At 69.6% G+C, this 22,504-nt stretch carries 26 protein-coding genes; 4 read left to right on the top strand and 22 right to left on the bottom strand.

All coding sequences use genetic code 11. The annotated features are described in order from the left end of the window. Nucleotides 1-2: 2 nt before the first annotated feature. From resB to OG947_RS13870, 6 genes are all read right to left on the bottom strand, one after another. Nucleotides 3-1,646 (bottom strand): cytochrome c biogenesis protein ResB, encoded by a 1,644-nt coding sequence (resB, locus tag OG947_RS13895; protein WP_222645466.1) that lies wholly within the window; start codon nt 1,644-1,646, stop codon nt 3-5. Between the two features lie 16 nt (nt 1,647-1,662). Continuing rightward, entirely contained in the window at nt 1,663-2,454 is a 792-nt protein-coding gene (locus tag OG947_RS13890; protein WP_027504522.1) for a cytochrome c biogenesis CcdA family protein, read from the bottom strand. Beyond that, complete coding sequence (locus OG947_RS13885) at nt 2,447-3,055, bottom strand: TlpA disulfide reductase family protein (RefSeq protein ID WP_027504521.1); 609 nt, start codon at nt 3,053-3,055, stop codon at nt 2,447-2,449. Before OG947_RS13885 ends, OG947_RS13890 begins: the two co-directional genes overlap by 8 nt. Continuing rightward, nucleotides 3,052-3,657 carry a histidine phosphatase family protein gene (locus OG947_RS13880; protein WP_051613157.1) on the bottom strand — a complete coding sequence of 202 codons (606 nt, stop codon included), beginning with the start codon at nt 3,655-3,657 and terminating at the stop codon, nt 3,052-3,054. The genes OG947_RS13885 and OG947_RS13880 overlap by 4 nt, the downstream gene beginning before the upstream one ends. A 95-nt stretch (nt 3,658-3,752) precedes the next feature. Next, on the bottom strand, nt 3,753-5,090 hold the full coding sequence (gene hemL / locus OG947_RS13875) for a glutamate-1-semialdehyde 2,1-aminomutase (protein ID WP_307091218.1): 1,338 nt from the start codon (nt 5,088-5,090) through the stop codon (nt 3,753-3,755). A gap of 66 nt (nt 5,091-5,156) precedes the next feature. Further along, entirely contained in the window at nt 5,157-5,651 is a 495-nt protein-coding gene (locus OG947_RS13870; RefSeq protein ID WP_056441643.1) for a GNAT family N-acetyltransferase, read from the bottom strand. A gap of 96 nt (nt 5,652-5,747) precedes the next feature. On the opposite strand from OG947_RS13870, the gene OG947_RS13865 reads away from it, so the two are divergent. Together OG947_RS13865 and OG947_RS13860 are read left to right on the top strand one after the other, a co-directional pair. Further along, complete coding sequence (locus OG947_RS13865; protein ID WP_056441640.1) at nt 5,748-6,002, top strand: hypothetical protein; 255 nt, start codon at nt 5,748-5,750, stop codon at nt 6,000-6,002. A 42-nt stretch (nt 6,003-6,044) separates the two neighbouring features. Next, nucleotides 6,045-8,054, top strand: coding sequence for an acyl-CoA dehydrogenase family protein (locus tag OG947_RS13860; protein ID WP_328812091.1), 2,010 nt, complete (start codon nt 6,045-6,047; stop codon nt 8,052-8,054). A 96-nt stretch (nt 8,055-8,150) separates the two neighbouring features. Here the strand turns inward: OG947_RS13860 and OG947_RS13855 are convergent, their stop codons facing one another. From OG947_RS13855 to OG947_RS13790, 14 genes are all read right to left on the bottom strand, one after another. Continuing rightward, nucleotides 8,151-8,426, bottom strand: coding sequence for a metal-sensitive transcriptional regulator (locus OG947_RS13855; RefSeq protein ID WP_027504515.1), 276 nt, complete (start codon nt 8,424-8,426; stop codon nt 8,151-8,153). Nucleotides 8,427-8,462: 36 nt separating this feature from the next. Further along, entirely contained in the window at nt 8,463-8,702 is a 240-nt protein-coding gene (locus OG947_RS13850) for a hypothetical protein (RefSeq protein ID WP_156380452.1), read from the bottom strand. After that, entirely contained in the window at nt 8,699-9,196 is a 498-nt protein-coding gene (locus tag OG947_RS13845; RefSeq protein ID WP_027504513.1) for a hypothetical protein, read from the bottom strand. The genes OG947_RS13850 and OG947_RS13845 overlap by 4 nt, the downstream gene beginning before the upstream one ends. Further along, nucleotides 9,193-9,660, bottom strand: a complete 468-nt coding sequence (locus OG947_RS13840; protein WP_051613085.1) for a hypothetical protein — start codon at nt 9,658-9,660, stop codon at nt 9,193-9,195. The genes OG947_RS13845 and OG947_RS13840 overlap by 4 nt, the downstream gene beginning before the upstream one ends. A gap of 52 nt (nt 9,661-9,712) precedes the next feature. Beyond that, nucleotides 9,713-9,922: a hypothetical protein gene (locus OG947_RS13835; protein WP_027504511.1), complete on the bottom strand. Its 210-nt coding sequence runs from the start codon at nt 9,920-9,922 to the stop codon at nt 9,713-9,715. A gap of 57 nt (nt 9,923-9,979) precedes the next feature. Further along, on the bottom strand, nt 9,980-10,117 hold the full coding sequence (locus OG947_RS13830; protein ID WP_155956937.1) for a hypothetical protein: 138 nt from the start codon (nt 10,115-10,117) through the stop codon (nt 9,980-9,982). An 89-nt stretch (nt 10,118-10,206) separates the two neighbouring features. Further along, entirely contained in the window at nt 10,207-10,926 is a 720-nt protein-coding gene (locus OG947_RS13825) for a DUF5336 domain-containing protein (RefSeq protein ID WP_328812090.1), read from the bottom strand. Continuing rightward, on the bottom strand, nt 10,923-11,897 hold the full coding sequence (hemB, locus tag OG947_RS13820) for a porphobilinogen synthase (RefSeq protein ID WP_027504510.1): 975 nt from the start codon (nt 11,895-11,897) through the stop codon (nt 10,923-10,925). The genes OG947_RS13825 and hemB overlap by 4 nt, the downstream gene beginning before the upstream one ends. Before the next feature lie 69 nt (nt 11,898-11,966). Beyond that, nucleotides 11,967-13,529, bottom strand: coding sequence for a bifunctional uroporphyrinogen-III C-methyltransferase/uroporphyrinogen-III synthase (locus tag OG947_RS13815; protein ID WP_328812089.1), 1,563 nt, complete (start codon nt 13,527-13,529; stop codon nt 11,967-11,969). Then, nucleotides 13,526-13,735 carry a hypothetical protein gene (locus tag OG947_RS13810; RefSeq protein WP_155956936.1) on the bottom strand — a complete coding sequence of 70 codons (210 nt, stop codon included), beginning with the start codon at nt 13,733-13,735 and terminating at the stop codon, nt 13,526-13,528. The genes OG947_RS13815 and OG947_RS13810 overlap by 4 nt, the downstream gene beginning before the upstream one ends. Further along, nucleotides 13,728-14,726, bottom strand: coding sequence for a hydroxymethylbilane synthase (gene hemC, locus OG947_RS13805; RefSeq protein WP_027504508.1), 999 nt, complete (start codon nt 14,724-14,726; stop codon nt 13,728-13,730). The genes OG947_RS13810 and hemC overlap by 8 nt, the downstream gene beginning before the upstream one ends. A gap of 29 nt (nt 14,727-14,755) precedes the next feature. Further along, entirely contained in the window at nt 14,756-16,150 is a 1,395-nt protein-coding gene (locus tag OG947_RS13800) for a glutamyl-tRNA reductase (protein ID WP_056441625.1), read from the bottom strand. After that, complete coding sequence (locus OG947_RS13795; RefSeq protein ID WP_037184687.1) at nt 16,147-17,028, bottom strand: redox-sensing transcriptional repressor Rex; 882 nt, start codon at nt 17,026-17,028, stop codon at nt 16,147-16,149. Before OG947_RS13795 ends, OG947_RS13800 begins: the two co-directional genes overlap by 4 nt. 200 nt (nt 17,029-17,228) lie before the next feature. Further along, nucleotides 17,229-17,489, bottom strand: a complete 261-nt coding sequence (locus OG947_RS13790) for a glutaredoxin family protein (RefSeq protein ID WP_027504505.1) — start codon at nt 17,487-17,489, stop codon at nt 17,229-17,231. A gap of 180 nt (nt 17,490-17,669) precedes the next feature. On the opposite strand from OG947_RS13790, the gene OG947_RS13785 reads away from it, so the two are divergent. Both OG947_RS13785 and OG947_RS13780 read left to right on the top strand, forming a co-directional pair. Next, nucleotides 17,670-18,635 carry an HAD family hydrolase gene (locus OG947_RS13785; RefSeq protein WP_222631034.1) on the top strand — a complete coding sequence of 322 codons (966 nt, stop codon included), beginning with the start codon at nt 17,670-17,672 and terminating at the stop codon, nt 18,633-18,635. A 50-nt stretch (nt 18,636-18,685) separates the two neighbouring features. Beyond that, nucleotides 18,686-20,176 (top strand): phytoene desaturase family protein, encoded by a 1,491-nt coding sequence (locus tag OG947_RS13780; RefSeq protein WP_328812088.1) that lies wholly within the window; start codon nt 18,686-18,688, stop codon nt 20,174-20,176. On the opposite strand, the gene OG947_RS13775 is transcribed toward OG947_RS13780, so the two are convergent. Next, nucleotides 20,173-21,279 (bottom strand): lysophospholipid acyltransferase family protein, encoded by a 1,107-nt coding sequence (locus OG947_RS13775; protein WP_027504503.1) that lies wholly within the window; start codon nt 21,277-21,279, stop codon nt 20,173-20,175. The genes OG947_RS13780 and OG947_RS13775 overlap by 4 nt on opposite strands. Continuing rightward, entirely contained in the window at nt 21,276-22,385 is a 1,110-nt protein-coding gene (locus tag OG947_RS13770) for an NAD-dependent epimerase/dehydratase family protein (RefSeq protein WP_328812087.1), read from the bottom strand. The genes OG947_RS13775 and OG947_RS13770 overlap by 4 nt, the downstream gene beginning before the upstream one ends. Nucleotides 22,386-22,504: the final 119 nt, after the last annotated feature.

Here is a 22,504-nt window from a genome sequence, read left to right as displayed (position 1 = left end):
GGTCACTCCCTGTTGTTCGAGGTCGGTACGTCATCGGCGTCGGGTCGGTCGAGCACCCGCGCGGTGAGGCGGTCGAACTCGTCACCCCAGCCGGCCTGATCGGTCCGGGCGAGTCCGCCCACTTCTACTACGGTACGTCGTCGGTCGTCGTCCGTGCTCACGCGGACCCAGATGCGACGGCGCTTGATCACCAGGGACACCAGCAGACCGGCCATCATCGACAGCGCGAACACCAGCACCCACGTCTGCGCGGGGTCGTGCGAGACCTGCAGGTTGACGAATTCCTCGGCGCCGTCGAACCGCACCTGCGTGCCGTCGGACAGCGTCGTCGACTCCCCCGGTGTCAGGTTGACGCGATCCTGCTTCACCAGCCGGCCCTGCTCCACCAGCACCTGGCTCAGCGAGAACAGCGACTGTGGATTACCGGTGTCGAGGCCGGTGTCGCCCTTGTAGATGTCGACGGCCACCGCCGGATCGTTCGGGGCGGGGAAGCTCGACGACAACAGCGAGCCGTGGAAGAACGCGGTGGGCGCGAACAGCCCCTCGATGGCGATCTGGTTCTGGCGGCGGACATCGGGATCCGGGTACAGACCGCCGGGCGGATCGAAGCGGTGCACTCCGCTGGAGAGGAACGTGGTGCCGTCCGTGGGCTCCCACTGGACCGTCTCGGTACGGGTCTCTCCGTTGGGGAACGTCACCGTGAACGTCGGCGCGTATCCGTGTCCCTGCAGGTAGACGCGGTCACCGGCGACTCGCAGCGGATGGTTGACCTGCAGGGTGTCCGGGCGCCAGGTGTTCGTGACCAGGTCGTCGCCGGCCTGGTACTCGATGTCGGACGTGAACTGCTCTGCCTGCCCGTTCTCGAGGTAGTCGGCCGTGAAGTTCTTCACCCGCACGCAGAGCGGGGTCATGCCCGTGCCGTCCTCGCTGTTGCCGGCGCGGAACGAGTCGAACTGGGCGGGCGAGGTGGTGCAGATGCCCGGGCCGTCGTTGGCGATGACGACGACGTTGCCCTCGTAGCTGAAGAGCTTCCCGACGGCGATGGCCACGAGCAGACCGACGAGCGACAGGTGGAACACCAGGTTGCCCGCCTCGCGCAGGTACCCCTTCTCCGCGGACAGCGTCAAGGCGCCGCTCTCCTCGGTGCGCCGCATCTTCCGCCAGCCGCGCATCCGGCCGTCGATCTCGTCGAGAAGAACGTCGGGTGCCGTGTCGACCTCGGTGCGCAGGTGGTGGGGCAGCCGCCCCAGGTTGCGCGGGGTGGCGACCGGCGGGGTGCGCAACGCGCGGGCGTGGTCGACGCAGCGCGGCAGGATGCAGCCGACGAGCGAGACGAACAGCAGGACGTAGATCGCCGTGAACCAGAAGCTGCCGAAGACGTCGAACAACTCCAGCCGGTCCATGACGGGCCCGAGGGACGGGCGGTCCGCGATGTACTGGTCCACCTTCCCCGAGTTGAGGCTGCGCTGCGGCAGCAGCGCACCCGGGATCGCGGCCAGGGCGAGGAGGAACAGGAGCACGAGTGCCGTGCGCATCGAGGTCAGGCCGCGCCAGGTGTTCCGGACTGCGGCGACGACGCGCCCCGCCGGAGACTGCCGCGGCGGGCGCGCCTCGGCGTCCGGGCGGGCCGACAGGTCAGTGCTCATATCTCTTTCTCGTCCACTAGATCGGCAGGGTCACGCTGGTCACCGCTCCGTCGCGGATCCAGCTGACGAACAGGTCCCAGGCGCCGGTCACCAGTGCGATGCCGACAGCCACCAGCATCAGACCGCCGAACACCTGGATGGCACGGGCGTTGCGGCGCAGCCATCCGACGCCGCGCAACGCGCTGACGGAGCCGAACGCCAGAACGACGAAGGGCAGTCCCAGTCCCAGGCAGTAGGCGACGATCAGCACCACACCGCGCGCCGCGGTGGTGCCCTCGGTACCGGCCGTCAGCGAGATGACGCCCGCCAGCGTGGGTCCGAGACACGGGGTCCATCCGAGCGCGAACACGCCACCGAGCAGCGGTGCCCCGAGGATGCTGCCGACGCGGCGCGGTTCGAAGCGCGTGTCGCGCTGCAGGGCGGGGATCAGACCGAGGAAGACGAGACCCATCGCGATGGTGACGACGCCGCCCACACGCTGCAGGATCTCGCGGTTCACCGACAGCACCGAGATGGCGCCGAAGACCGAGGCCGTGGCCAGGACGAACACCACGGTGAATCCGAGAACGAAGAGGGCCGCGGCACCGGCGACGCGGCTGCGACCCCGCACCAGAGTCTTGGTGGCCGCCTCGTCGGCGGTGACGGACGGGGAGTCCGCTCCGACGACTCCGGCCAGGTAGGACAGGTAACCCGGAACCAGGGGGACGACGCAGGGCGACGCGAAGGACACCAGACCGGCGAGCAGGCAGGCACCGAGAGCCAGGAACAGCGGCCCCGACGCGGCAGCCGACTGGAACGCCTCACCCATCGGACACGTCGGGTGGCTCGGCTGCGATGCGCTCGACCACGGGCTGCAGGTCGCTCGCGAGGAGCTCCGTCAGGAACACCGCGGCGACGCGGTGCTCACGGTCGAGCACGATCGTGGTCGGGATGACGGTGGTCGGGTAGTTCGATCCGAGAGCGAGGAGGGTGCGCAGCGGCGGGTCGTAGATGGACGGGTACGTCACGTTGTTGTCGATGACAAAGTCCTGCGCCTTGTCCTGCTGGTTGTCGCGCACGTTGATGCCCAGGAACTGCACACCCTGGTCCTTCGTCGCCTCGAAGACCTGCTCGAGATCGTCGGCCTCACCGCGGCAGGGGCCACACCACTGACCCCAGATGTTGAGGACGACGACCTGGCCCTCGTAGTCGGACAGCGACGTCGTCGTGCCCTCGGTCATGAGGTCGGGTCCGGAGAGGTTCCCCACGGTGCCGCGGTCGGCGGGCGGGTCGTAGAAGATCGACGTCTTGCCGCCGGGTGAGACGAACTCGAAGGTCCCACCCTGTGCCACGGCGTCGGTACCCGTGGCGCACCCGGTGAGAACGGTGGCGGCCACGAGCAGCGGCGCGAGCAGGCGGGCGGGTCTCATGCGCCGGTCTGGAGGGGGTCCGACGCCCCTGCGGGCTCGGAGTAGACGATGTCGACGAGGGTGTCGCCCTCGTAGATCAGCGAGGTGAGCGATGCGAGGCCGCACTGGCGGTTGCGGGGGTCGTGCCACAACCGGTCGCCCTGCAGGAAGCGACGCAGGGTCCACACGGGCAGCTGATGACTCACGCACACGGCCTCGTGGCCCACGGCCGCGACGCGAGCCGCGTTGACGGCGGCCAACATCCGGTGGGCGATCTGCAGGTAGGGCTCGCCCCACGAGGGGGTGAACGGGTCACGCAGCTTGAGCCAGTGGCGGGGCCGGCGCAGCGCACCGTCTCCGACGGCGACCTTCAGACCCTCGAAGTCGTTCCCGGCCTCGATGAGGTTCTCGTCCGTCTCGATGGTGAGCCCGAACGCCGACGCGATGGGCGCCGCCGTCTCCTGGGCGCGCTGCAACGGGGAGGCGACGACGTGCGTGACGTCGTGCCCGGCGAGCACGTTCGCCACCGTGCGCGCCTGGGCCTGACCGTTCACCGACAACCGGAAGTTCGGGAGGCGCCCGTAGAGGATTCCCTTGGGGTTGTGCACCTCGCCGTGCCGCATCACGTGCACGATCGTGCGGGTGTCGGCGTGCGGGTGCCCGGAAGTGTCGTTACCGGACGCGTCGCTGTTTGTCGGGTCGGTCGGGGACGACTCGGTCATGACGGTGCTTTCTGCTCGGCAGCGGCTGCTGCGGCGGCGGCGTGGGGAGCGGCCGCCTCGATGATCTCGAACGCGCGGTCGTCGAGCGCCGCGGAGACGAACCAGGCCTCGAACGCGCTCGGCGGCGGGTACACGCCGCGGCTCAGGAGCGCGTGGAAGAAGGCGGGGAAACGCCAGGTGGCGGCCGCCTTGGCGCCCGCGTAGTCGATCACCGGTTCCTCGGAGAAGAAGACGCTGACCATGTTGGCGGCGTACTGCACGCGGTGCGGGACGCCCGCCGCGGTGAGCGCGTCACCGAGGATGCCGCCCAGACGGGTGGAGTTCGCGTCGAGTGCCGCGTAGACGTCGGCGTTCGCCGCGCGCAGCGTCGCCAGACCGGCGGCGACCGCGACGGGGTTACCCGACAGGGTGCCGGCCTGGTAGACGGGGCCCGCGGGGGCGAGGTAGCTCATGATGTCGGACCGGCCACCGAACGCGGCCGCGGGCAGGCCGCCGCTCATGACCTTGCCGAAGGTGTAGAGGTCACCGGCGATGCCGTCGACGCCGTACCACCCCGACGCGCTGACGCGGAAGCCTGTCATGACCTCGTCCATGATCAGCAGCGCGTCGTGCGCACGGGTCAGACGCTGCAGACCCTCGTTGAAGCCGGGCTGCGGCGCCACCGCACCCATGTTGCCCGCCGCGGCCTCGGTGATGACGCACGCGATCTGACCCGGGTGGTCGGCGAACGCCTTCGCGACCGCATCGAGGTCGTTGTAGGGAACGACGATGGTGTCGGCCGCCTGCGCACCCGTCACGCCGGGCGACGTCGGCAGCCCCAGGGTGGCGACGCCCGAGCCCGCGTCGGCGAGCAGGGCGTCGACATGGCCGTGGTAGCAGCCGGAGAACTTGACGATCTTGCTGCGACCGGTGAACCCGCGGGCCAGACGCACCGCACTCATGGTCGCCTCTGTGCCCGAATTCACCAGGCGCACCTCGTCGACGGGATCGACGCGGCGCACGATCTCCTCCGCCAACTCGATCTCGCCGAGCGTGGGAGCGCCGAAGGACAGTCCCGTGGAGGCCGCCTTCTGCACCGCCTCGACCACGGCCGGGTGGGCATGACCGAGAATCATCGGTCCCCACGAGGAGATGAGGTCGACGTAGTTGTTGCCGTCGGCGTCGCGCAGGGTGTATCCGCTGGCCTCGGCCATGAACCGCGGGGTTCCGCCCACGGAGTGGAAGGCCCGCACGGGCGAGTTCACGCCACCGGGGATGACGGCGGACGCGCGTGCGAAGAGTTCTGCGGATCGGGCGGTGGGGACGCCGGTGTCGGTTCCGCTCGAAGGAGTCACGCCCTCCAGTGTTTCACAGGACGCGGAGTGCTCTTTCTGATAAGGAGCAGTCTCACACCGGCTGTCTCACGCCTCGATCAGGAGCTGCATCCAGGTCAGGTCGAGCCACCGCCCGAACTTGACGCCGACCTGCGGCATGACCCCCACCACCGTGAAGCCGAACTTCGCGTGCAGGGCGATCGAGGTGGTGTTCGAGGACTCGATTCCCGCGACGATCGCGTGGACGTCCCCACGGCGGGCGCGCTCGATCAGTTCCGCCATCAACGCGGTCGCGACGCCGCGCCGATGGAAGCCGTCGGCGACGTACACGGAGTTCTCGACGGTGTGCCGGTAGCCGGACTTCGGCCGGAACGGCCCGTAGGACGCGTAGCCCGCGACCCGACCGTCGATCTCGGCGGTGAGGATCGGCAGGCCGGCGCCGGTGCGCTGGTCGAACCAGGCCTGCCGGTCCGCGAGTCCCACCTGCTCCTCGTCCCAGATCGCGGTCGTGTCCGCGATGGCGGCGTTGTGCACGGTGAGGATCTCGGGCAGGTCGGCGGGCACGGCGTCGCGAATCAGCACAGCGACACGGTAGTCGGCTGCAGGGAGGCACGATCGACGAGAATCGACTTGGTCGAAAGTGTTAAATCTGTGTTACACCGGGCATATCCTTCTGCCATGACGGCACCACACGAGCCCGACCGGCACCCGGGATCCCGACTGGCCTGGCCGGAGGGGTTCCGCGAGCACCTCGTCGAGCAGTGCGACGGCTTCAGCTCGATCATGTCGCGCGCCATTGCGGACAACGGCGCCTCGCTCTTCCGCGACGGCCCCTACGCCCCGTCGACCCCGCAGGCTGCGTCGATGGACGCCACGAGTGTGATGTTTCGCAAGATTCGCGCGGTGTGGCGTGAATTTCTGTGGCCGCGCTGACAAGTCCCTCCCGGGCACCTCGAGTTTTGGTTACCGTCGAGTATGACCACTACCGAGACCGGCACCACTGACACCGGCACGTCCTCCGACAACGCTGCTCAGCTGGCGAATCACCTGCGCAGGACTCTCGACGGACGGTGGCGCGACGTACGGAACCAGACGCGCGAGCAGCTCGCGCGCCACGAGTTCGCACCGCACTACACACCCAACACCGCCATCGCGCGGACCAAGGCCTTCGAGCAGCTGCGTGTGCTCGCCGCGGCCGGCGCGGCAGAGTCCGGTTTCGCCAAAGAGGTCGGCGGCACGGGCGACATCGGCGCCGCCGTCACGATGATCGAGATGCTCGCCATGTCGGATCTGTCGCTCATGGTGAAAGCCGGCGTGCAGTGGGGCCTCTTCGGTGGCGCGATCGAGAACCTCGGCACCGAGAAGCACCACAAGGAGTTCATCAAGCCCCTGATCGATCTCGAGACGCTCGGCTGTTTCGCGATGTCGGAGACCGGCCACGGCAGCGACGTGCAGTCGATCGGCACCACCGCGACGTACGACCGCGAGACGCAGGAATTCGTGATCCACACGCCGGACAAGTCCTCGCGCAAGGACTACATCGGCGGCGCCGCCGAGTCGGCGAAGTACGCCGCCGTGTTCGCGCAGCTGATCACCGCCGGACCGGGTGAGGAGCCCGAGAGCAAGGGCGTGCACTGCTTCGTCGTCCAGATCCGCGACGAGAACTTCGGCAGCGACCTCCCCGGCGTCACCACGTTCGACATCGGCTACAAGGGCGGCCTGCCCGGCGTGGACAACGGCCGCATCATGTTCGACCACGTTCGCATCCCGCGCGAGAACATGCTCAACAAGATCGCGGACGTCGCGGCCGACGGCAGCTACTCCTCGGACATCGACAACCCGAACCGGCGCTTCTTCACCATGCTGGGCACCCTCATCCGCGGCCGCATCACCGTGGGCGGTTCGGCGGGCGCCGCGGCGCGCGTCGCGCTGACCATCGCGACGAAGTACGCGCTGCAGCGCAAGCAGTTCAGCGCGCCCGGGACCGACGACGAGGTCACGATCATGGACTACCTCGTCCACCAGCGTCGGCTGTTCCCGCTCATCGCCAAGTCGTACGCGCTGCAGTTCGCGCAGAACGAGCTCGTCTCGAAGATGCACGACATCCAGAGCGCCGAGGATCCCGACGCCACCGAGCAGCGGGAACTCGAGTCGCGCGCGGCCGGCCTGAAGGCAGCGAACACCTGGCACGCGACGAGGGCGATCCAGGAGTCCCGCGAGGCCTGCGGCGGCGCGGGCTACCTCGCGGAGAACCGACTCATCGCGCTCAAGGCGGACTCGGACGTCTTCACCACCTTCGAGGGCGACAACGTGGTGCTCACGCAGCTCGTCGCGAAGGAGCTGCTCACCGCGTACGCCCACGAGGTCCGCTCGTTCGGTGCGGCCGACTGGGTGAAGTTCGCCGCCGGCACGGTCGGCGACGTGGTGAAGAAGCGCACGGCGGCGGCGCCCATCATCCAAACCCTCGTCGACTCGCGTCAGGACAACGAGGAGGAGGGCAGCCTCTTCAACCGCGGCACCCAGATCTCGATGTTCGAGGAGCGCGAGGAGTACCTCATCTCCACGGCCGCGAAGCGTCTGAACGGGTTGTCCAAGAAGATGAGCCAGTTCGACGCGTTCAACGCGGTGCAGGACCACATCCTGCACGCGGCCACGGCGCACGTCGATCGCGTGGTGCTCGAGGCGTTCGTCGCCGGCATCGACAACTGCGAGGACGACGACGCCAAGGAACTGCTCGGCGAGGTGTGCGACCTCTACGCGCTCACCACGATCGACGCCGACAAGGCCTGGTTCATCGAGCACCGCCACATCTCCACAGAGCGGTCGAAGGCCGTCACGCGCGGGATCAACGAGCGCTGCCGCACGCTGCGCCCGCACGCCCACACGCTGATCGACGCGTTCGGCGTTCCCGAGGCGCTGCTCGGTGCGGCGATGCTCGCCGACGACGAGCCGGGTGAAGTGAAGGAATCCGTCACCGCCGACTAGGCCGGCGCCCCCTTCGGCCCCCTCGCGAGTACGCCCATTCTGTCGTGATTCAGTGCTCCACAACGACAGTGTGGGCGTACTCGCCGGGGGCGGGGCTCAGGAACGGACGAGGCGAGCGATCGCCTCGGACGCCTCCCTGACCTTCGCGTCCGCTTCGGGTCCGCCCTCGCGGGCCGCGTCCACGACGCAGCCCGCGAGGTGGGCGTCCAGCAACTTCAGCGACACGGACTGCAGCGCCTTGGTGACGGCCGAGACCTGCGTCAACACGTCGATGCAGTACCGGTCGTCGGCCACCATGCGAGAGATGCCTGCCACCTGTCCCTCGATGCGGCGCAGGCGCTTGAGGAGGTCGTCCTGATCGAAACTGCTCATGCGTCCAGAGTACCCCCAGGGGGTAACGGGTAGAGGTCAGCGCCGCCGTACGACGCGCATCACCAGGTACACCGCGACGGCCGCCGCGACCACAGAGAGAGCCGCCCAGGGCCCCGCGACACGGGTCGAGTCGTACGTGACCGAGAACCCCTCGAACGACGACGTGGTGGGGAACTGCTCGGTCACGGTGGTCGTGGTCCTCGACTGCACCCACAGCACCACGGCCACGACGGCGAGGACGACCGCGACCACCACCGGAGCGAACCGGCGCATCACGCGTCGGGCTCCGCGTCGGTGGCGGGCGCCACGAGTGCGAGCAGTTCCTCGCGGAGCGTCTCGTCGTCCTTCGCCCACGCCTGGACCAGGCCGTTGCCCCGCAGCTTCAGGCCGACGCCGGTCCGCTTGCGCGGCACCCCGGACAGCTCCCCCAGCACTCGCGCGGCCTGCCACTTCTCCAGGGTGTTCCCGTTGGCGTCGTAGTCGGGCTCCGGGTACACCTCGAGGATGTCCGCGATGGCGACGTTCTCCGTGCCCTGGCTCAGCGTCGTCGGCGTCAGGATCACCGTGGCGTGCCGACGGGCGGCCACGATCTGCACGTAGGTGAAGGCCATGAGAACCAGCGCGATCACGACGAGCGCCACGTAGTGCACGACGGGTCCCGTGTAGATCTCGACGCCGAGAGCGATGAGACAGAAGATCGGCCCCCAGGCCAGGGCGCGCCACTTCGCGCCGTACTCGGCGAAGATCACCGGTTCCGTCTCGTCGCTCACGGGGCCTCCGGTGCCGCGAACCACGGCGCCGCGGACGGTCGGTACACGAGCACGCAGGCCACGAAGAAGAGGATCGCCCCGAGCGTCGCCAGCAGGGGCACGATGGCGAAGCCGACGGTCACCGAGCCCAGGAGCACCAGCCCGAAGACGATCGACAGGACCGTCAGTGCCCGGCGGAACCGCGGATCGCCGCGTCGACACGCGGGCCCCGCGAGGAATCCGATGGCCAGTCCGACGATGATCTCGAGGACACCGACCGTGCGCAGCACCGTGATGACGCTCTCCACGGCATCCGGCTCGCCCCCGGTCTCGGTCAGCTGGGTCCGCAGCGAGTCGGCCGGGAACGTCAGCGAGATGAGGCCGAGCAGCACGACGAGGACGGCCCCGAGAACCCACACGGCGAACGCGACGGTGACGATCCGGGGACGGGCGGGCGACGCGGGCTCGGGCTTCTCGACGTTCACTCGACCATCCTGCCAAGACGCCTCCACACGGTGGAGTCCAGGCGTCTCTCGATCAGGTGAGGACGGCCGGCAGAAGCACTGCGGCAGCCATGAGGATGCCCGTGATCAGCACGATGGCGAGCAACCACAACTCACGTCGGCCACTGCTGCACTCGACGGTCTGCATACGAGTGCGAGGCGCCGTGGAACCGGCGGAGGTGGAGGAGAAATCGGCGGGCAACACTGTCTCCGTACTGATCAGAATGCTTGTGACAGTGGTCACGATACACCGATCGATGTTTGACGCAAAAAGACAGCCTGACCAGGCAGGACGGGCGTCTCAGGCGCCCGAGAAGCCGCTGGCGACGACGAGGACGACCACCACCACGGCAGACGTCAGGAGCAGCAGGGCGAACACCTCGGCGAGAGGGTTGCGGCGGTCGTTGGCGTCGTGCCCGACCGTCTGTCGTGGGGTCATGAAGATCCTCCGATCAGGGTGTGTCCGATCGTCAGAACCATAACGCCACTTCTGTAACTCAGGTCACATCTGTCACGGCGTGTCGCAGGTCAGCGCGGTGATCTCCGGGAGAGGAAGTACTCCGACGACTCGCGTCGATGCATCAGGTACACCGCACCCGCGGCCGCGACGGCCTGCAGGATCCCGAGCACCGCGGTGACCAGGGCGATCGCGCCTCCCGAACCGAGGCCGAACAGCGTGGGAATCGTGGTGACGACGATGACCACGCCGATCGCCGTGAGAACCGCGCGCGCCCAGAGCTTCCCGGCCCGCATCTTCCGCACCACCAGCAGGACGAGCCCCGCGATCAGCACCCCGACGATCAACGACAACACCATGGCCACGACGAGCACGGTGTCCGCGGTCTCGGGCGGCAGTGCCAACGACGGGTCCTGCGCCTCGAGGTCCGTCAGGAACGCGTCGAGAAAGGCGTCACGATCGGTGAACAGGGAGTAGAGCCCGATGAGCATCGAGAGCAGACCGATGCCGATCACGCCGAACCACAGGTGGCGCGCCGTCTCGATGTCGACCGGCGCCTCGCTGTTCTCCGGTGACCGCATCGGCTGCATCGCACTCGGGGGCAGACCCTCGGGGTGCCAGTTGCCCTGCGGCTGCTGACCCCACTGCGGCTGCTGACCCCACTGCGGCTGCTGACCCCACTGCGGCTGCTGACCCCACTGCGGCTGCTGACCCCACTGCGGCTGACCCTGCGGATCGTGGGGGTCGTGGCGAGGGTCCTCCGGGTTGCCGCCCGGGCGCTGGTCGTTCACAGCCGCGTCGCGATCTCGGTGGCCCAGTAGGTGAGGACGATGTCGGCGCCTGCTCGGCGAATACTGGTGACGGACTCCATGATCGCCGCGTCGCGGTCGATCCACCCGTTCTGCGCGGCGGCGGTGATCATCGCGTACTCCCCCGAGATCTGATAAGCGGCGACGGGCACGGGTGACGCGTCGGCCACGTCGCGCAGGATGTCGAGGTAGCTCATCGCGGGCTTCACCATCACCATGTCGGCACCCTCGGCGATGTCGAGGTCGAGTTCGCGCATCGACTCGCGCCGATTGGCCGAATCCTGCTGATAGGTCCGGCGATCGCCGCGCAACGTCGACCCGACGGCCTCGCGGAACGGGCCGTAGAACGCGGAGGCGTACTTCGCCGTGTAGGCCAGCTGACCCACGTCGGCGAATCCGGCGGTGTCGAGGCCCTCGCGGATCGCGCCGATCTGCCCGTCCATCATGCCGCTCGGGCCGAGCAGGTGAGCGCCCGATTCCGCCTGCGCCACAGCCATGTCCACGTAGCGCACCAGCGTCGCGTCGTTGTCGACGCTGCCGTCCGCGGCGAGGACACCGCAGTGACCGTGGTCGGTGAACTCGTCGAGGCACGTGTCCGCCATCAGGACGGTGCTGTCGCCGAGGTCGTCTCGGAGCCGACGCAGACCTGTGTTCAGGATGCCGTCGGGATCCGAGGCCATCGACCCCTGTCCGTCCTTGTCCTCCGGACGCGGAACCCCGAAGAGCATCAGACCGCCGACTCCGGCCCGCACGGCCTCGTCGGCAGCGGCGGACAGCGAGTCCAGGGTGTGCTGGACGACGCCCGGCATGGAGCTGATCTCGCGCGGGGCATCGAGGCCGTCGGCCACGAACATCGGCAGCACCAGGTGCCGCGGTTCGAGCGACGTCTCCGCCACCAACCGGCGGATGGCTGGGGTACGACGCAGTCGCCGGGGACGGTCTACGGGGAACACGGAACCCTCACTTCGTTCGGCCGTGCGCCCTTTGCGTATCCCTGGATGCGCAAAGGGCGCACGGGCGGGTCAGCGCCTACGAGACTTCTTGCGCGGAGGCGGCAGTGCACCCTCGGCGCGCAGTCGTGCAGCGTGCTCGGCCAGTGCCTCGACCAGCGGTCCGACATGAGCCGTCTCGGGCTGCACGTCGACACGCAGGCCGAACTCGACGGCCGTCTCGGCGGTCTTCGGTCCGATGCACGCCACGAGGGTGCGCGCGTGCGGCTTGCCGGCGATGCCGACGAGGTTGCGCACGGTGGAGCTCGACGTGAAGCACACGGCGTCGAAGCCGCCGGTCTTGATCATCTCGCGGGTCTCGGCGGCCGGCGGCGCAGCGCGCACCGTGCGGTACGCGGTGACGTCGTCGATCTCCCAGCCGCGCTCGCGGAGGCCCTCGGCGAGAGTCTCGGTCGCGATGTCGGCGCGCGGCAGCAGGACCCGGTTGACGGGGTCGAAGACCTCGTCGTACGGCGGGAAGTCCTCGAGCAGCCCGGTGGAACTCTGCTCGCCGGACGGGACGAGCTCGGGGTTGATGCCGAACGAGCGGACCTTCTCGGCCGTCGCTTCGCCGACGCAGGCGATCTTGACGCCGGAGAACGCGCGAGCGTCGAGTCCGAACTCCTCGAACTTCTCCCACACCGCGCGCACAGCGTTGGTGGAGGTGAAGACGACCCACTGGTAGCGGCCGTCCACGAGGCCCTTGACCGAGCGCTCCATCTGAGCGGGGCTGCGCGGCGGCTCGACGGCGATGGTCGGCACCTCGATGGGGATGGCGCCGTGCGTCACCAGGCGCTCGCTCATCTCGCCGGCCTGGTCCTTGGTGCGGGGCACGAGGACGGTCCAGCCGTACAGCGCGCGGCTCTCCCACCAGGACATCCGGCTGCGCTGCGAGACGACCTTGCCGACCGTGACGATGAGTGATCCCACGAGCTCGGATCCCGCGTCGTTCAGCGTCGCGAGTGTCGCCTCGACGGTGCGCTGCTGACGCGTCGTACCGCGGACGGTGATGGCGACAGGCGTCTGCGGGGCCAGGCCGTGCTCGACGAGCGCGCTGGCGGTCTCGGCGAGGTGGCCGGACGTCGCGTGCAGGACGAGCGGTCCGGGTGCCGCGGCGAGCGACGCCCAGTCGACGTCGCCCCGGACGTCCGCCTCGGTGTGCTCGGAGCCCAGTGCCATGCCGGCGTAGCTCGGCACCGCGGACCCCGCGGGAAGGCCGGGAACGACCTCGAACTGCACCTGGGTCCGCGCCACGGCGGTGACCTCGGCGATGACGGAGTCTGTGGTCAGCGGGTCACCCGAGACGAGCCGCACCACGTCGTGGCCGTTCTTCGCCTCGGCGACCAGCGTCTTGGCCACCTCGGCGGGCTCGCCGAGCGCCGGACGCACGTCCACGCCGTTCTCGCCCGTCTCGGCGTCGGCCGGGACTGCGGTGCCCACCAGGGCGATGACACCCTTGTCGACGTCGGGATCGGTGAAGGCCATCTCGGCGATCGCCAGCGCGTCCCTCGCCCGGACGGTGAGCAGGGCCGGGTCGCCCGGTCCGGAGCCCACGAACAGGATCCGTCCCGGGGTGTTCTTGCGGACTCGGCTCATGATTCGTTCTCCAGTGCAGTCTGTTCCGCGTACTTGTCGCGGAAGCGGATCTCGATCTCGGTGGCGGGACCCCGCTTGGGGATCAACCGCGATGTGGCGATGCGCTCGTACCGTCCCGGACGGGGTGTCACGCGTCGCCCGGGCAGGCCGCCACGTCTGTGTCGGCTCGCGGTCCCGACGACGCTCAGCGCCCTCTGCTCACGCATCGATCGACTCGCCTTTCTCGGTACCGCCCGGTCTCTGGGTCGAGGCGGCGGTGGACGAACTGGAGGGCTCGGTGACGGCGACCAGGTCTCTGGCGCCGAGTTCGAGAAGTTCACGGGCGACACGGCGGCCGATGCCGTCGGCGTCGTCGACGGGCCCCACTGCGGAGGCTCGGATCACGTCGGAGCCGTCCACCGCGGCGGCGCAGCCGCGCAGGGACAGTTCCTCGAAGACTCGGCCGTCCTCGTCGATGGACTCGACGACCTCGGCGATGGCCCCGACCGGAGCGGTGCAGCCGGCCTCGAGCTCGGCGAGCAGGGCCCGCTCCGCCGTCACCGAGGCGCGCGCCGCGGGATCGTCGAGGGTCGCGAGCACGGAGGCCAGATCGTGGTCGTCGGAGCGGCACTCCACTGCGAGTGCCCCCTGAGCGGGAGCCGGCAGGAACTGCACCGGCTCGAGAGCCTCGGTGACGACGTCCAGACGGTCGATCCGCGCCAGTCCGGCACGGGCCACGACGACGGCGTCGAGCTCACCCTTGGTGACCTTGCCGATGCGAGTGTCGAGGTTGCCGCGCAGGGGCTGCACGTCCAGGCCGAGGCCGAGTGCGCGCAGCTGGGCGATACGCCGCGGTGCGGACGTGCCGACGGTGGAACCGGCGGGCAGTTCGCCGAGCACCAGTCCGTCGCGCGCCACCAGGGCGTCACGCGCGTCCTCGCGCTGCGGGATCGCGCCGATGGTGAAACGCTCGTCCTCCGCCGTCGGAAGATCCTTGTAGGAGTGCACGGCGACGTCGATGGTCTTGTCCGCCAATGCTTCCCGGAGGGCGGCGGTGAAGACGCCCACGCCGATCTCCTGCACCGGTGCGGCCGACTTGTCGCCCGCGGTGGTCACGACGACCAGCTCGGTTCGGACACCGGCGGCCGTGATGGCAGCGCGGACGGTCTCGGCCTGCGTCGTGGCGAGCAGGCTGCCGCGGGTACCGATACGCACCACGCGATCACCCAGCGCAGCGGCGTTCGCGATCATTCCGTACCCCGCTCGTGGGAGAGGGTGAAGTCGTCCGCGAGGGCGGCGGTGGGATTGTCCGTGTCGACGGCGGTGGCGACCTCCATCGGCGACGCGACGGCCTGAACCGTGCTCGGCGAGAGCTCGAAGAGCTCCCGGAGCGCCTCGGCGTAGGAGTCGCCGCCCGGCGTGGTGGCCAGCTGCTTCACGCGCACGGTGGGCGCGTGCAGCAGCTTGTCGACGACGCGGCGCACGGTGCGGGCCACCTCGTCGCGCTGCGGGTCGGCCAGATCGGGCAGTCGTGAGTCGAGCCGCATGAGCTCCGACTCGACGACCTCGGCGGCCCGCTGACGCAGCGCCGTGACGGTCGGGGTGACCTCGGCGAGGCGCTGTCCGGACAGGTAGGAGGCGAGCTCGGCGGCCACGATGTCGCGGGCCGCACGCTCGTCGGACGCCGCGGCGCCGGCCGCGGGATCGTGCTGCAGCGACTCCATGTCCAGGACGGTCACGCCGGGCAGGCCGGCGACGGCGTGCTCGACGTCGCGAGGCAGGCCCAGGTCGCAGATCACCAGCGGGCGAGCCTGCGTGTCGCGCTGGGCGAGCGCACGATGGGCGTCGGCAATGGTCACGACGGCACCCACCGCACCGGTACAGGTGACGAGGATGTCGGCGTCCGCCACCGTCGCGGAGAGCTGGTCGAGTGTGATCGCGAACGACGTCACGCCGCCCGCGGCCGCGGTCTCGGACAGGTGCTGCGCGCGGCTCTGGGTGCGGTTGGCGACCGCGATGCTGCCGATGCCGGTGCGCGTCAGATGAGCGACGGAGAGACCGCCCATCGCGCCGGCGCCGAGCACGACGGCCTTCTTGCCCGCGAGACCACCGAGCACGTCGGAGGCGCGATCGAGCGCGACGGAGACCACGGAGGCTCCCGCCTTGTCGATGCCCGTCTCGGAGTGGACCTTCTTGCCCACGCGCAGCGCCTGCTGCGCCAGCTCGTGGAGCGCGCGGCCCGATGCCTGCTGAGCGTCCGACGCTGCGTAGGCGGCACGAATCTGCCCGAGGATCTGCTGCTCACCGATCACCATCGAGTCGAGTCCGCCGGCGACGGCGAACAGGTGCTCGGCCGCGGCCTCGCTGTAGCGCACGTAGGCGTACTTCGTGAGCTCGGCGAGCTCGAGACCGGAGTGCTCGGACAACAGTGCACCGAGATCGGTCAGGGCGCCGTGGAAGGCGTCGACCACCGCATACACCTCGACGCGGTTGCACGTCGAGACGATCATGACCTCGGAGACATGCGGCGACATCATGATCTCGTCGGTCAGTTTCGGGCGTTCCGTGTCGCTGACAGCGATACGTTCGAGCACCGAGACGGGAGCGCTTCGATGCGAAATCCCGAGGAGAAGGACACTCACGGTGCTATCACCGATCCGTTTCTACTAGCGGGGGTGACCGTCCGGGGATCACGACAGACCGGGCGGGCGGGACGGATGCGCGGTGCCTTGTGGGCGTTCGCGAACGAGAGGACCTGCAGCTCCACGGCGAGATCGACGCGGCGGAGATCGACGTGCGGGGGCGTCACCGGATCGGTGGACGCGAAACTGAGGATGCAGTCGATGTCGGCCTCGACGAGGGCGTCGACGGCGGACTGGGCGGCAGCGTCCGGCGTGGCGACGACGCCGACGGTGGCGCCGAGCTCGGCGGCGACCTCGACCAGCCGATCGACGTGCAGAACGGTGAGCTGCGAGTAGCCGTCGTCGGCGTTGCCGACGGTGATCTCACGGCCCACGACGGCCGGATCGCTGTCGAACAGGGCGACCATCGTGAAACCGCGACGACTGAACCCGTCGTACCCGACCAGTGCGGTGCCGAGGTTGCCGGTGCCCACCAGCACGACGCGGTGACCGCGATCCAGACCGAGCGCCAGCTCGATGCGCGCCCGCAGGCGAGCGACGTCGTATCCCACTCCGCGCACGCCCATCGGGCCGAGGAACGAGAGGTCCTTGCGCAGCGTGGCCGAACCGACCCCGGCGGCCGTCGCGAGGTCCTCGCTCGAGACGATCATCACTCGGGTGTCGGTCAGCGAACTCAGTACCCGGAGATACCCCGCGAATCGGGTGACCGTAGCCTGGGGCACAGCGCGAGAGACCGCACCACCGTCACGAGACACAGCACCACCGTCGCGGCCGGAGTCGGACACGGCGCCGGAGCGCGCGATACCGACGCCGGGCAGGCGGCGTTGTGAGGTCACGTCGAAGGCTCCTCGTCCGACGGCACGCCTGATGACAGGCATGCGGTCTCCACGGTCATCCGAGGATCGGCGGGCCACGCACAGGACCGTGGTACCTGTGACGCAGGGTTCGTCGCCGACCCCTTTCTTCTCTCCACGGTAACCTCTCGTGGAGGGATGAACAAAGTCGCCGACCCGTGTAGTACGATCCCGCGCCCGGCGATCCGACGGCCGCGCGCACCGACGGTGACGAGCGGCCCGGGTCAGTTCTCCAGATCGCGCCGCAGCCGGGGCACGTCGACGTCCCAGTAGCTGTGTTCGCGGCCGTCCAGCAGCACCACCGGCAGCCGGTCCCCGTACTCCGCCCGCAGGTCAGGGTCCTGCGCGGCCACCGCGTCGACGTCGACCGACTCGCAGGCCACGCCGTACTCCGCACACAGGGGAACGAGCACGCGCAGGGCGGCGTCGCACGCCCCGCATCCGGCGCGTGTCAGCAACGTCACGGTGCGTACCGGGCTGGTCATGAGTCGAGTGTCTCACCGCCTCGCGCACGCGGTTAGGGTGGATCGGCAGGACCGGGACGGCCCGCGCCCGTGGGACGACCGGTCGAGGTGGGGAGGTGCACCGTGCCCGATCAGCATGATCCGGACGACGCACATGCTGCTGTCACGCCCGATTCGGAACTCACCGAGTCGCCCGAGGTGATGGACGAGTCGCGGGAACGTCGACTCGTCGACCCGGAGGCGGCCGAGAAGCAGGTCCGTCGACGGATCCGCAATCCCCTCGGCCCCACCGCCGCCCAGATCCGCGCCAAGCTCGCCGGCGAGGCGAGCGCCGATGCCGCCATCGCGCTGCAGGCCGAGAGCGCCGAGGCCGCCGACGACCACGTCAGTACGGTTCCGCGTGATCTCACAGCCGCCGCGTTCTTCGACGTCGACAACACGATGGTGCAGGGCGCGTCGATCATCCACTTCGCCCGCGGGCTCGCGGCCCGCAAGTACTTCACGTCCAAGGACGTCTCCGAGTTCGCCTGGCAGCAGATCAAGTTCCGGGTGAGCGGCAAGGAGAACCTGGGCGACGTCAGCACCGGCCGCGAGAAGGCACTGTCCTTCGTCGAGGGCCGCTCGACCGCGGAGATCGTGCGGCTCGGCGAGGAGATCTTCGACGAGATCATCGCCGACCGCATCTGGGCCGGCACCCGTGCTCTCGCGCAGATGCACCTCGACGCCGGCCAGCAGGTGTGGCTCGTCACCGCCACCCCGGTGGAGCTGGCGTCCATCATCGCCAAACGCCTCGGCCTGACCGGCGCGTTGGGCACCGTCGCCGAGAGCAAGGACGGCGTCTTCACCGGGCGCCTCGTCGGCGACATCCTGCACGGTCGCGGCAAGGCCCACGCCGTGCGGACCCTCGCCGTGCGCGAGGGCCTCGACCTGCGACGCTGCACCGCCTACTCCGACAGCCACAACGACGTACCGATGCTGTCCCTCGTCGGGACGGCCGTCGCGGTCAATCCCGACGCGGACCTGCGCGAGCTCGCGAAGAACCGCGGGTGGGAGATCCGCGACTTCCGCACCGGCCGCAAGGCCGCCAAGATCGGCGTCCCCACCGCTCTCGCACTCGGTGCCGTCGGCGGCGGCGTCGCCGCGGTGCTCGGCCGACGCAACGTATGAACCGACCGGCCTCCGGCCTACCCGCCACCCGACCGGCCTCCGGCCTACCTGTGAGAGCAGTCGTCATCGGTGCGGGTGTCGGCGGACTCGCCACCGCCGCCCGCCTGGCCCACCGCGGTGTCGAGACCGTCGTGCTCGAGCAGTCGCACGATCTGGGCGGGAAGCTCGGCATCGTCCGGCGGGACGGCTTCTCGTTCGACACCGGGCCGTCACTGGTCACCATGCCGCACGTGTTCGACGATCTCTTCGCGCAGACCGGTGGGCCGTCGGACCTCACGTTCGACCGGCTCCCGGTCGCGTGTCGCTACCGCTTTCCCGACGGCACCGAGCTGGACATGCCCGGTCGCGCGGAGGAGATCCCCGCCGCTCTGGACTCGGCGCTCGGAGCCGGTGCCGGTGCGCAGTGGTCCCGGTTCTCCGAGCGTGCCGAGCAGATCTGGGACGCCACCCACGAGGCGTTCCTCGAGTCGCCCATCGGCCCCCGCGAACTGGTGTCGCTGTCGCGACGGGTGGGTGACCTCCGCACCATCAGCCCGTGGTCGTCGCTGCGTGATCTGGGTCGGCAGTACCTCACCGATCCCCGGCTGGCGATGATGCTCGACCGCTACGCCACCTACACCGGCTCGGATCCGCGGCGCGCCCCGGCGGCCCTGGCCACGGTGCCGCACGTCGAGCAGCGCTGGGGATCGTGGCACGTTCCCGGTGGGCTGCACCGCATCGCCGAGGCGATCGCCGACCGCGCGACGTCGCTCGGAGCGGAGATCCGCACGGGTGTCACGGTGACCGGCGTGCGCGTCGAGAACGGACGCACCACCGGCGTCGACACCACACACGGACCCGTCGCGGCCGACATCGTCGTCGCGAACGCCGATGCCGAGCAGGTCTACCGATCTCTGGTCCCTGCCACGCGGCGCACCGCGCTCGCCCGGCGGCGCCTCGACGCGACCACCGCGAGCCTGTCCGGCTTCGTGATCCTGCTGGCTCTGCGGGACCGCGACGCCGACACCCCGCACCACCGGGTGCTGTTCCCGGACGACTACGACGCCGAGTTCGACGCCGTCTTCGGCACCCGCACGCGGCCGGCGCACCCTGCCGACGCCCCGACCGTGTACGTCAGCGCCCCCGACGATCCGGCTCTGCGCCCGGACGACGACACCGAGGCCTGGTTCGTCCTGGTGAACGCCGCGCGACACGGCACCGGTTCCTCGGCACTGGTCGACTGGGACGCTCCCGAACTGTCGGAGGGCTACGCCGACCGCATCCTCGACGTCATGGCGGCGCGCGGAGTGGACGTGCGCGAGCGGGTGCTGTGGCGGGAGATCATCTCGCCGGCAGATTTGATGCGCCGCACCATGACTCCGGGCGGGTCCATCTACGGAACGTCGTCCAACGGGGCGACGGCCGCGTTCCTGCGCCCCGCCAATCGCTCGCCGATCCCCGGCCTGTTCCTGGTCGGTGGATCGTCGCATCCCGGCGGCGGACTCCCGTTGGTGACGCTCTCGGCACAGATCGTCGACGAGCTGATCGCCGACGTCCTCTAGCCGAGGAAGACGTTCCGGCGACGGGTCAGCAGCCGGTAGAGCGTCTGCTGGATCGTCTCGCGCACGCGGTCGGTGACCTCGAACAGTTCCATCGGGTCGTCGGCGGCGGACGGCTCGTAGGACGTGGTCTCGATGGGCTCGCCGAACTCGATGTACCACTTCGACGGCAGCGGGACGAGACCCAGCGGACCGAAGTGCGGGAACAGCGGCGTGACCGGGAAGTACGGCATGCCGAGGACGCGTGCGAGCGTCGTCAGGTCACCGATCTTCGGGTAGATCTCCTCGGACCCGACGATCGAGCACGGGATGATGGGCGTCTGGGTGCGCAGCGCGGCGGAGACGAAGCCACCGCGGCCGAAACGCTGCAGCTTGTAGCGCTCACTGAACGGCTTGCCGATGCCCTTGAACCCCTCCGGGAACACCGCCACGACCTCGCCGCCACGCAGCAGTCGCTCGGCGTCGGGTTGGCAGGCCAGGGTGTGGCCGGCGCGGCGCGCGATGCTGCCGACCAGCGGGGTCTCGAACGCGAGGTCCGCGGCGAGCATGCGCAGCGCGCGGTGCTGCGGGTGGTGATCCCGCATCGCGACCGAGGCCATGAGTCCGTCGATCGGGATGACACCCGCGTGGTTCGAGACCACCAGAGCGCCGCCCTCGGCGGGCACGTTCTCGATCCCGCGCACCTCGACGCGGAACCACTTCTCGAACAGCGGTCGCAACGCCGGAAGCCAGACGGAATCGGCGAAGTGGGGGTCGTAACCGAACTCGTCGACCTCGTAGTCGCCCGACAGGCGCGTCCGCAGGAAGTCCGCTCCCCCGGCGACACGGTCGACGAGCGCACGCCGTACCGACTCGACGGCCGACGGGAACTCGCCGACGTCCGGCGTCGCATGCGGTGCTGCCGTCTCGGGCACGACCAGAGGCGTCGGCACCTCGACACTCGGCATCATGGAGGGCGAGGGCGACGGGGACGCATAGGACGAGGGGTGCCGACCGCGGACGTCCGCCGGGTCGCTGCCGGCGCGTGGCCCACCGTCGGGCGTGGACTGCCGGAGGCGATCGAACGACTTACCGTGCAGCGGAATCACTTTGGCCACGTCGGTCACCTTCCCGCTCCGGCCGGCAACGACACGGGCGACGGGTGCGCCCCGGAGGTCGCACCGCCCAACAGTCCGATGACACGATTCTCGATCGCGTCGACCCATTGACGCCGGATCACCGGCGTCAGCGCGACTCCGCGCACGAAGTCGTCGAACGCCTGCACGGTGGTCCACCGTGGGGTGAATCCGAGGACGTTCTTCATCCGGGTGGTGTCCACCCCGCATCCGAAGTTGAAGTAGTCGAGCTGCTCCGCCGAGAAGTCGCGCATCAGCGATCCCATCACCGCCTTGCCGGTGGTGCGGAACAGGGCCATGGGCACCGGCAGCTCCACGCGGCCGGCTCGGCGGATGGCCTGCGACAGCATGATGATGCCGTCGGCCGCGATGTTGAAGGTGCCCGCGGGGCCGGCCAACGTGGCGCGTTCGAGTGCGGAGAGCGCGTCCTCCTCGTGCAGCAACTGCATGCGCGCATCGCGACCGAGGATCGACGGTGTGACCGGCGAGGTGAGGTAGCGCGAGACGGATCCGTTCAACCGGGGTCCGATCATGGGGGCGTTGCGCAGGATGCTGACGTCGATGTCCGGACGACGACGGCCCAGCCCACGGGCGTAGCCCTCGGTCTCGATGGCGTCGCGGGCGAAGCCGCCCTGCGGACGTGACCGCGCGCCCATCTCCTCGGTGAACTGCGCCGGATCCTTCGCACTGCAGCCGTACACCGCCGTCGACGAGCGCAGCACCACGTGCCGCACCGTCGGCGACTTCTGGCAGACGGCGAACAGCTGCATCGCCCCGAGCACGTTGAGGTCCTTCATCACCGTGCGGCCACCGCCGCTGGGCGGCCGGGACAGCAGCGACGCGTGCACGACGGTGTCGACGCCCGCGCTGCGGATGACCTTGCCGATCAACGGGTTACGGATGTCCGCCCGCACGAATTCGGCGCGACCCATCCGCCGGATCATGTCCTTGGTTGGTGCCACGGCATCGACGGCGACGACCCGCTCGATCGACGGGTTCTGCGCCAGTCGCATGGTGAGGTATCCGCCCAGGAATCGGCTCGCTCCCGTGACGAGCACGACGCGTGGAGCGTCGCGCCCGGTGTCGTCAGAGCTCACCAGACCCCCTCGGTTTCTCCCGTGGCCACCGCTCGCGCGGCACCGCACACGCCATGGTGTCACGAACCCCGCGTGCGCGCTCCGGCACGAGAAGAACCGGCTCGCGACACCCGCGGGAC

Origin of the sequence: Rhodococcus sp. NBC_00297 (assembly GCF_036173065.1) — a bacterium.
In the GTDB taxonomy this organism is placed as follows: Bacteria; Actinomycetota; Actinomycetes; order Mycobacteriales; family Mycobacteriaceae; genus Rhodococcoides.
The sequence above is the reverse complement of the archived record's forward strand: the minus strand, read 5'-3'. Positions and strand labels throughout refer to the sequence as shown.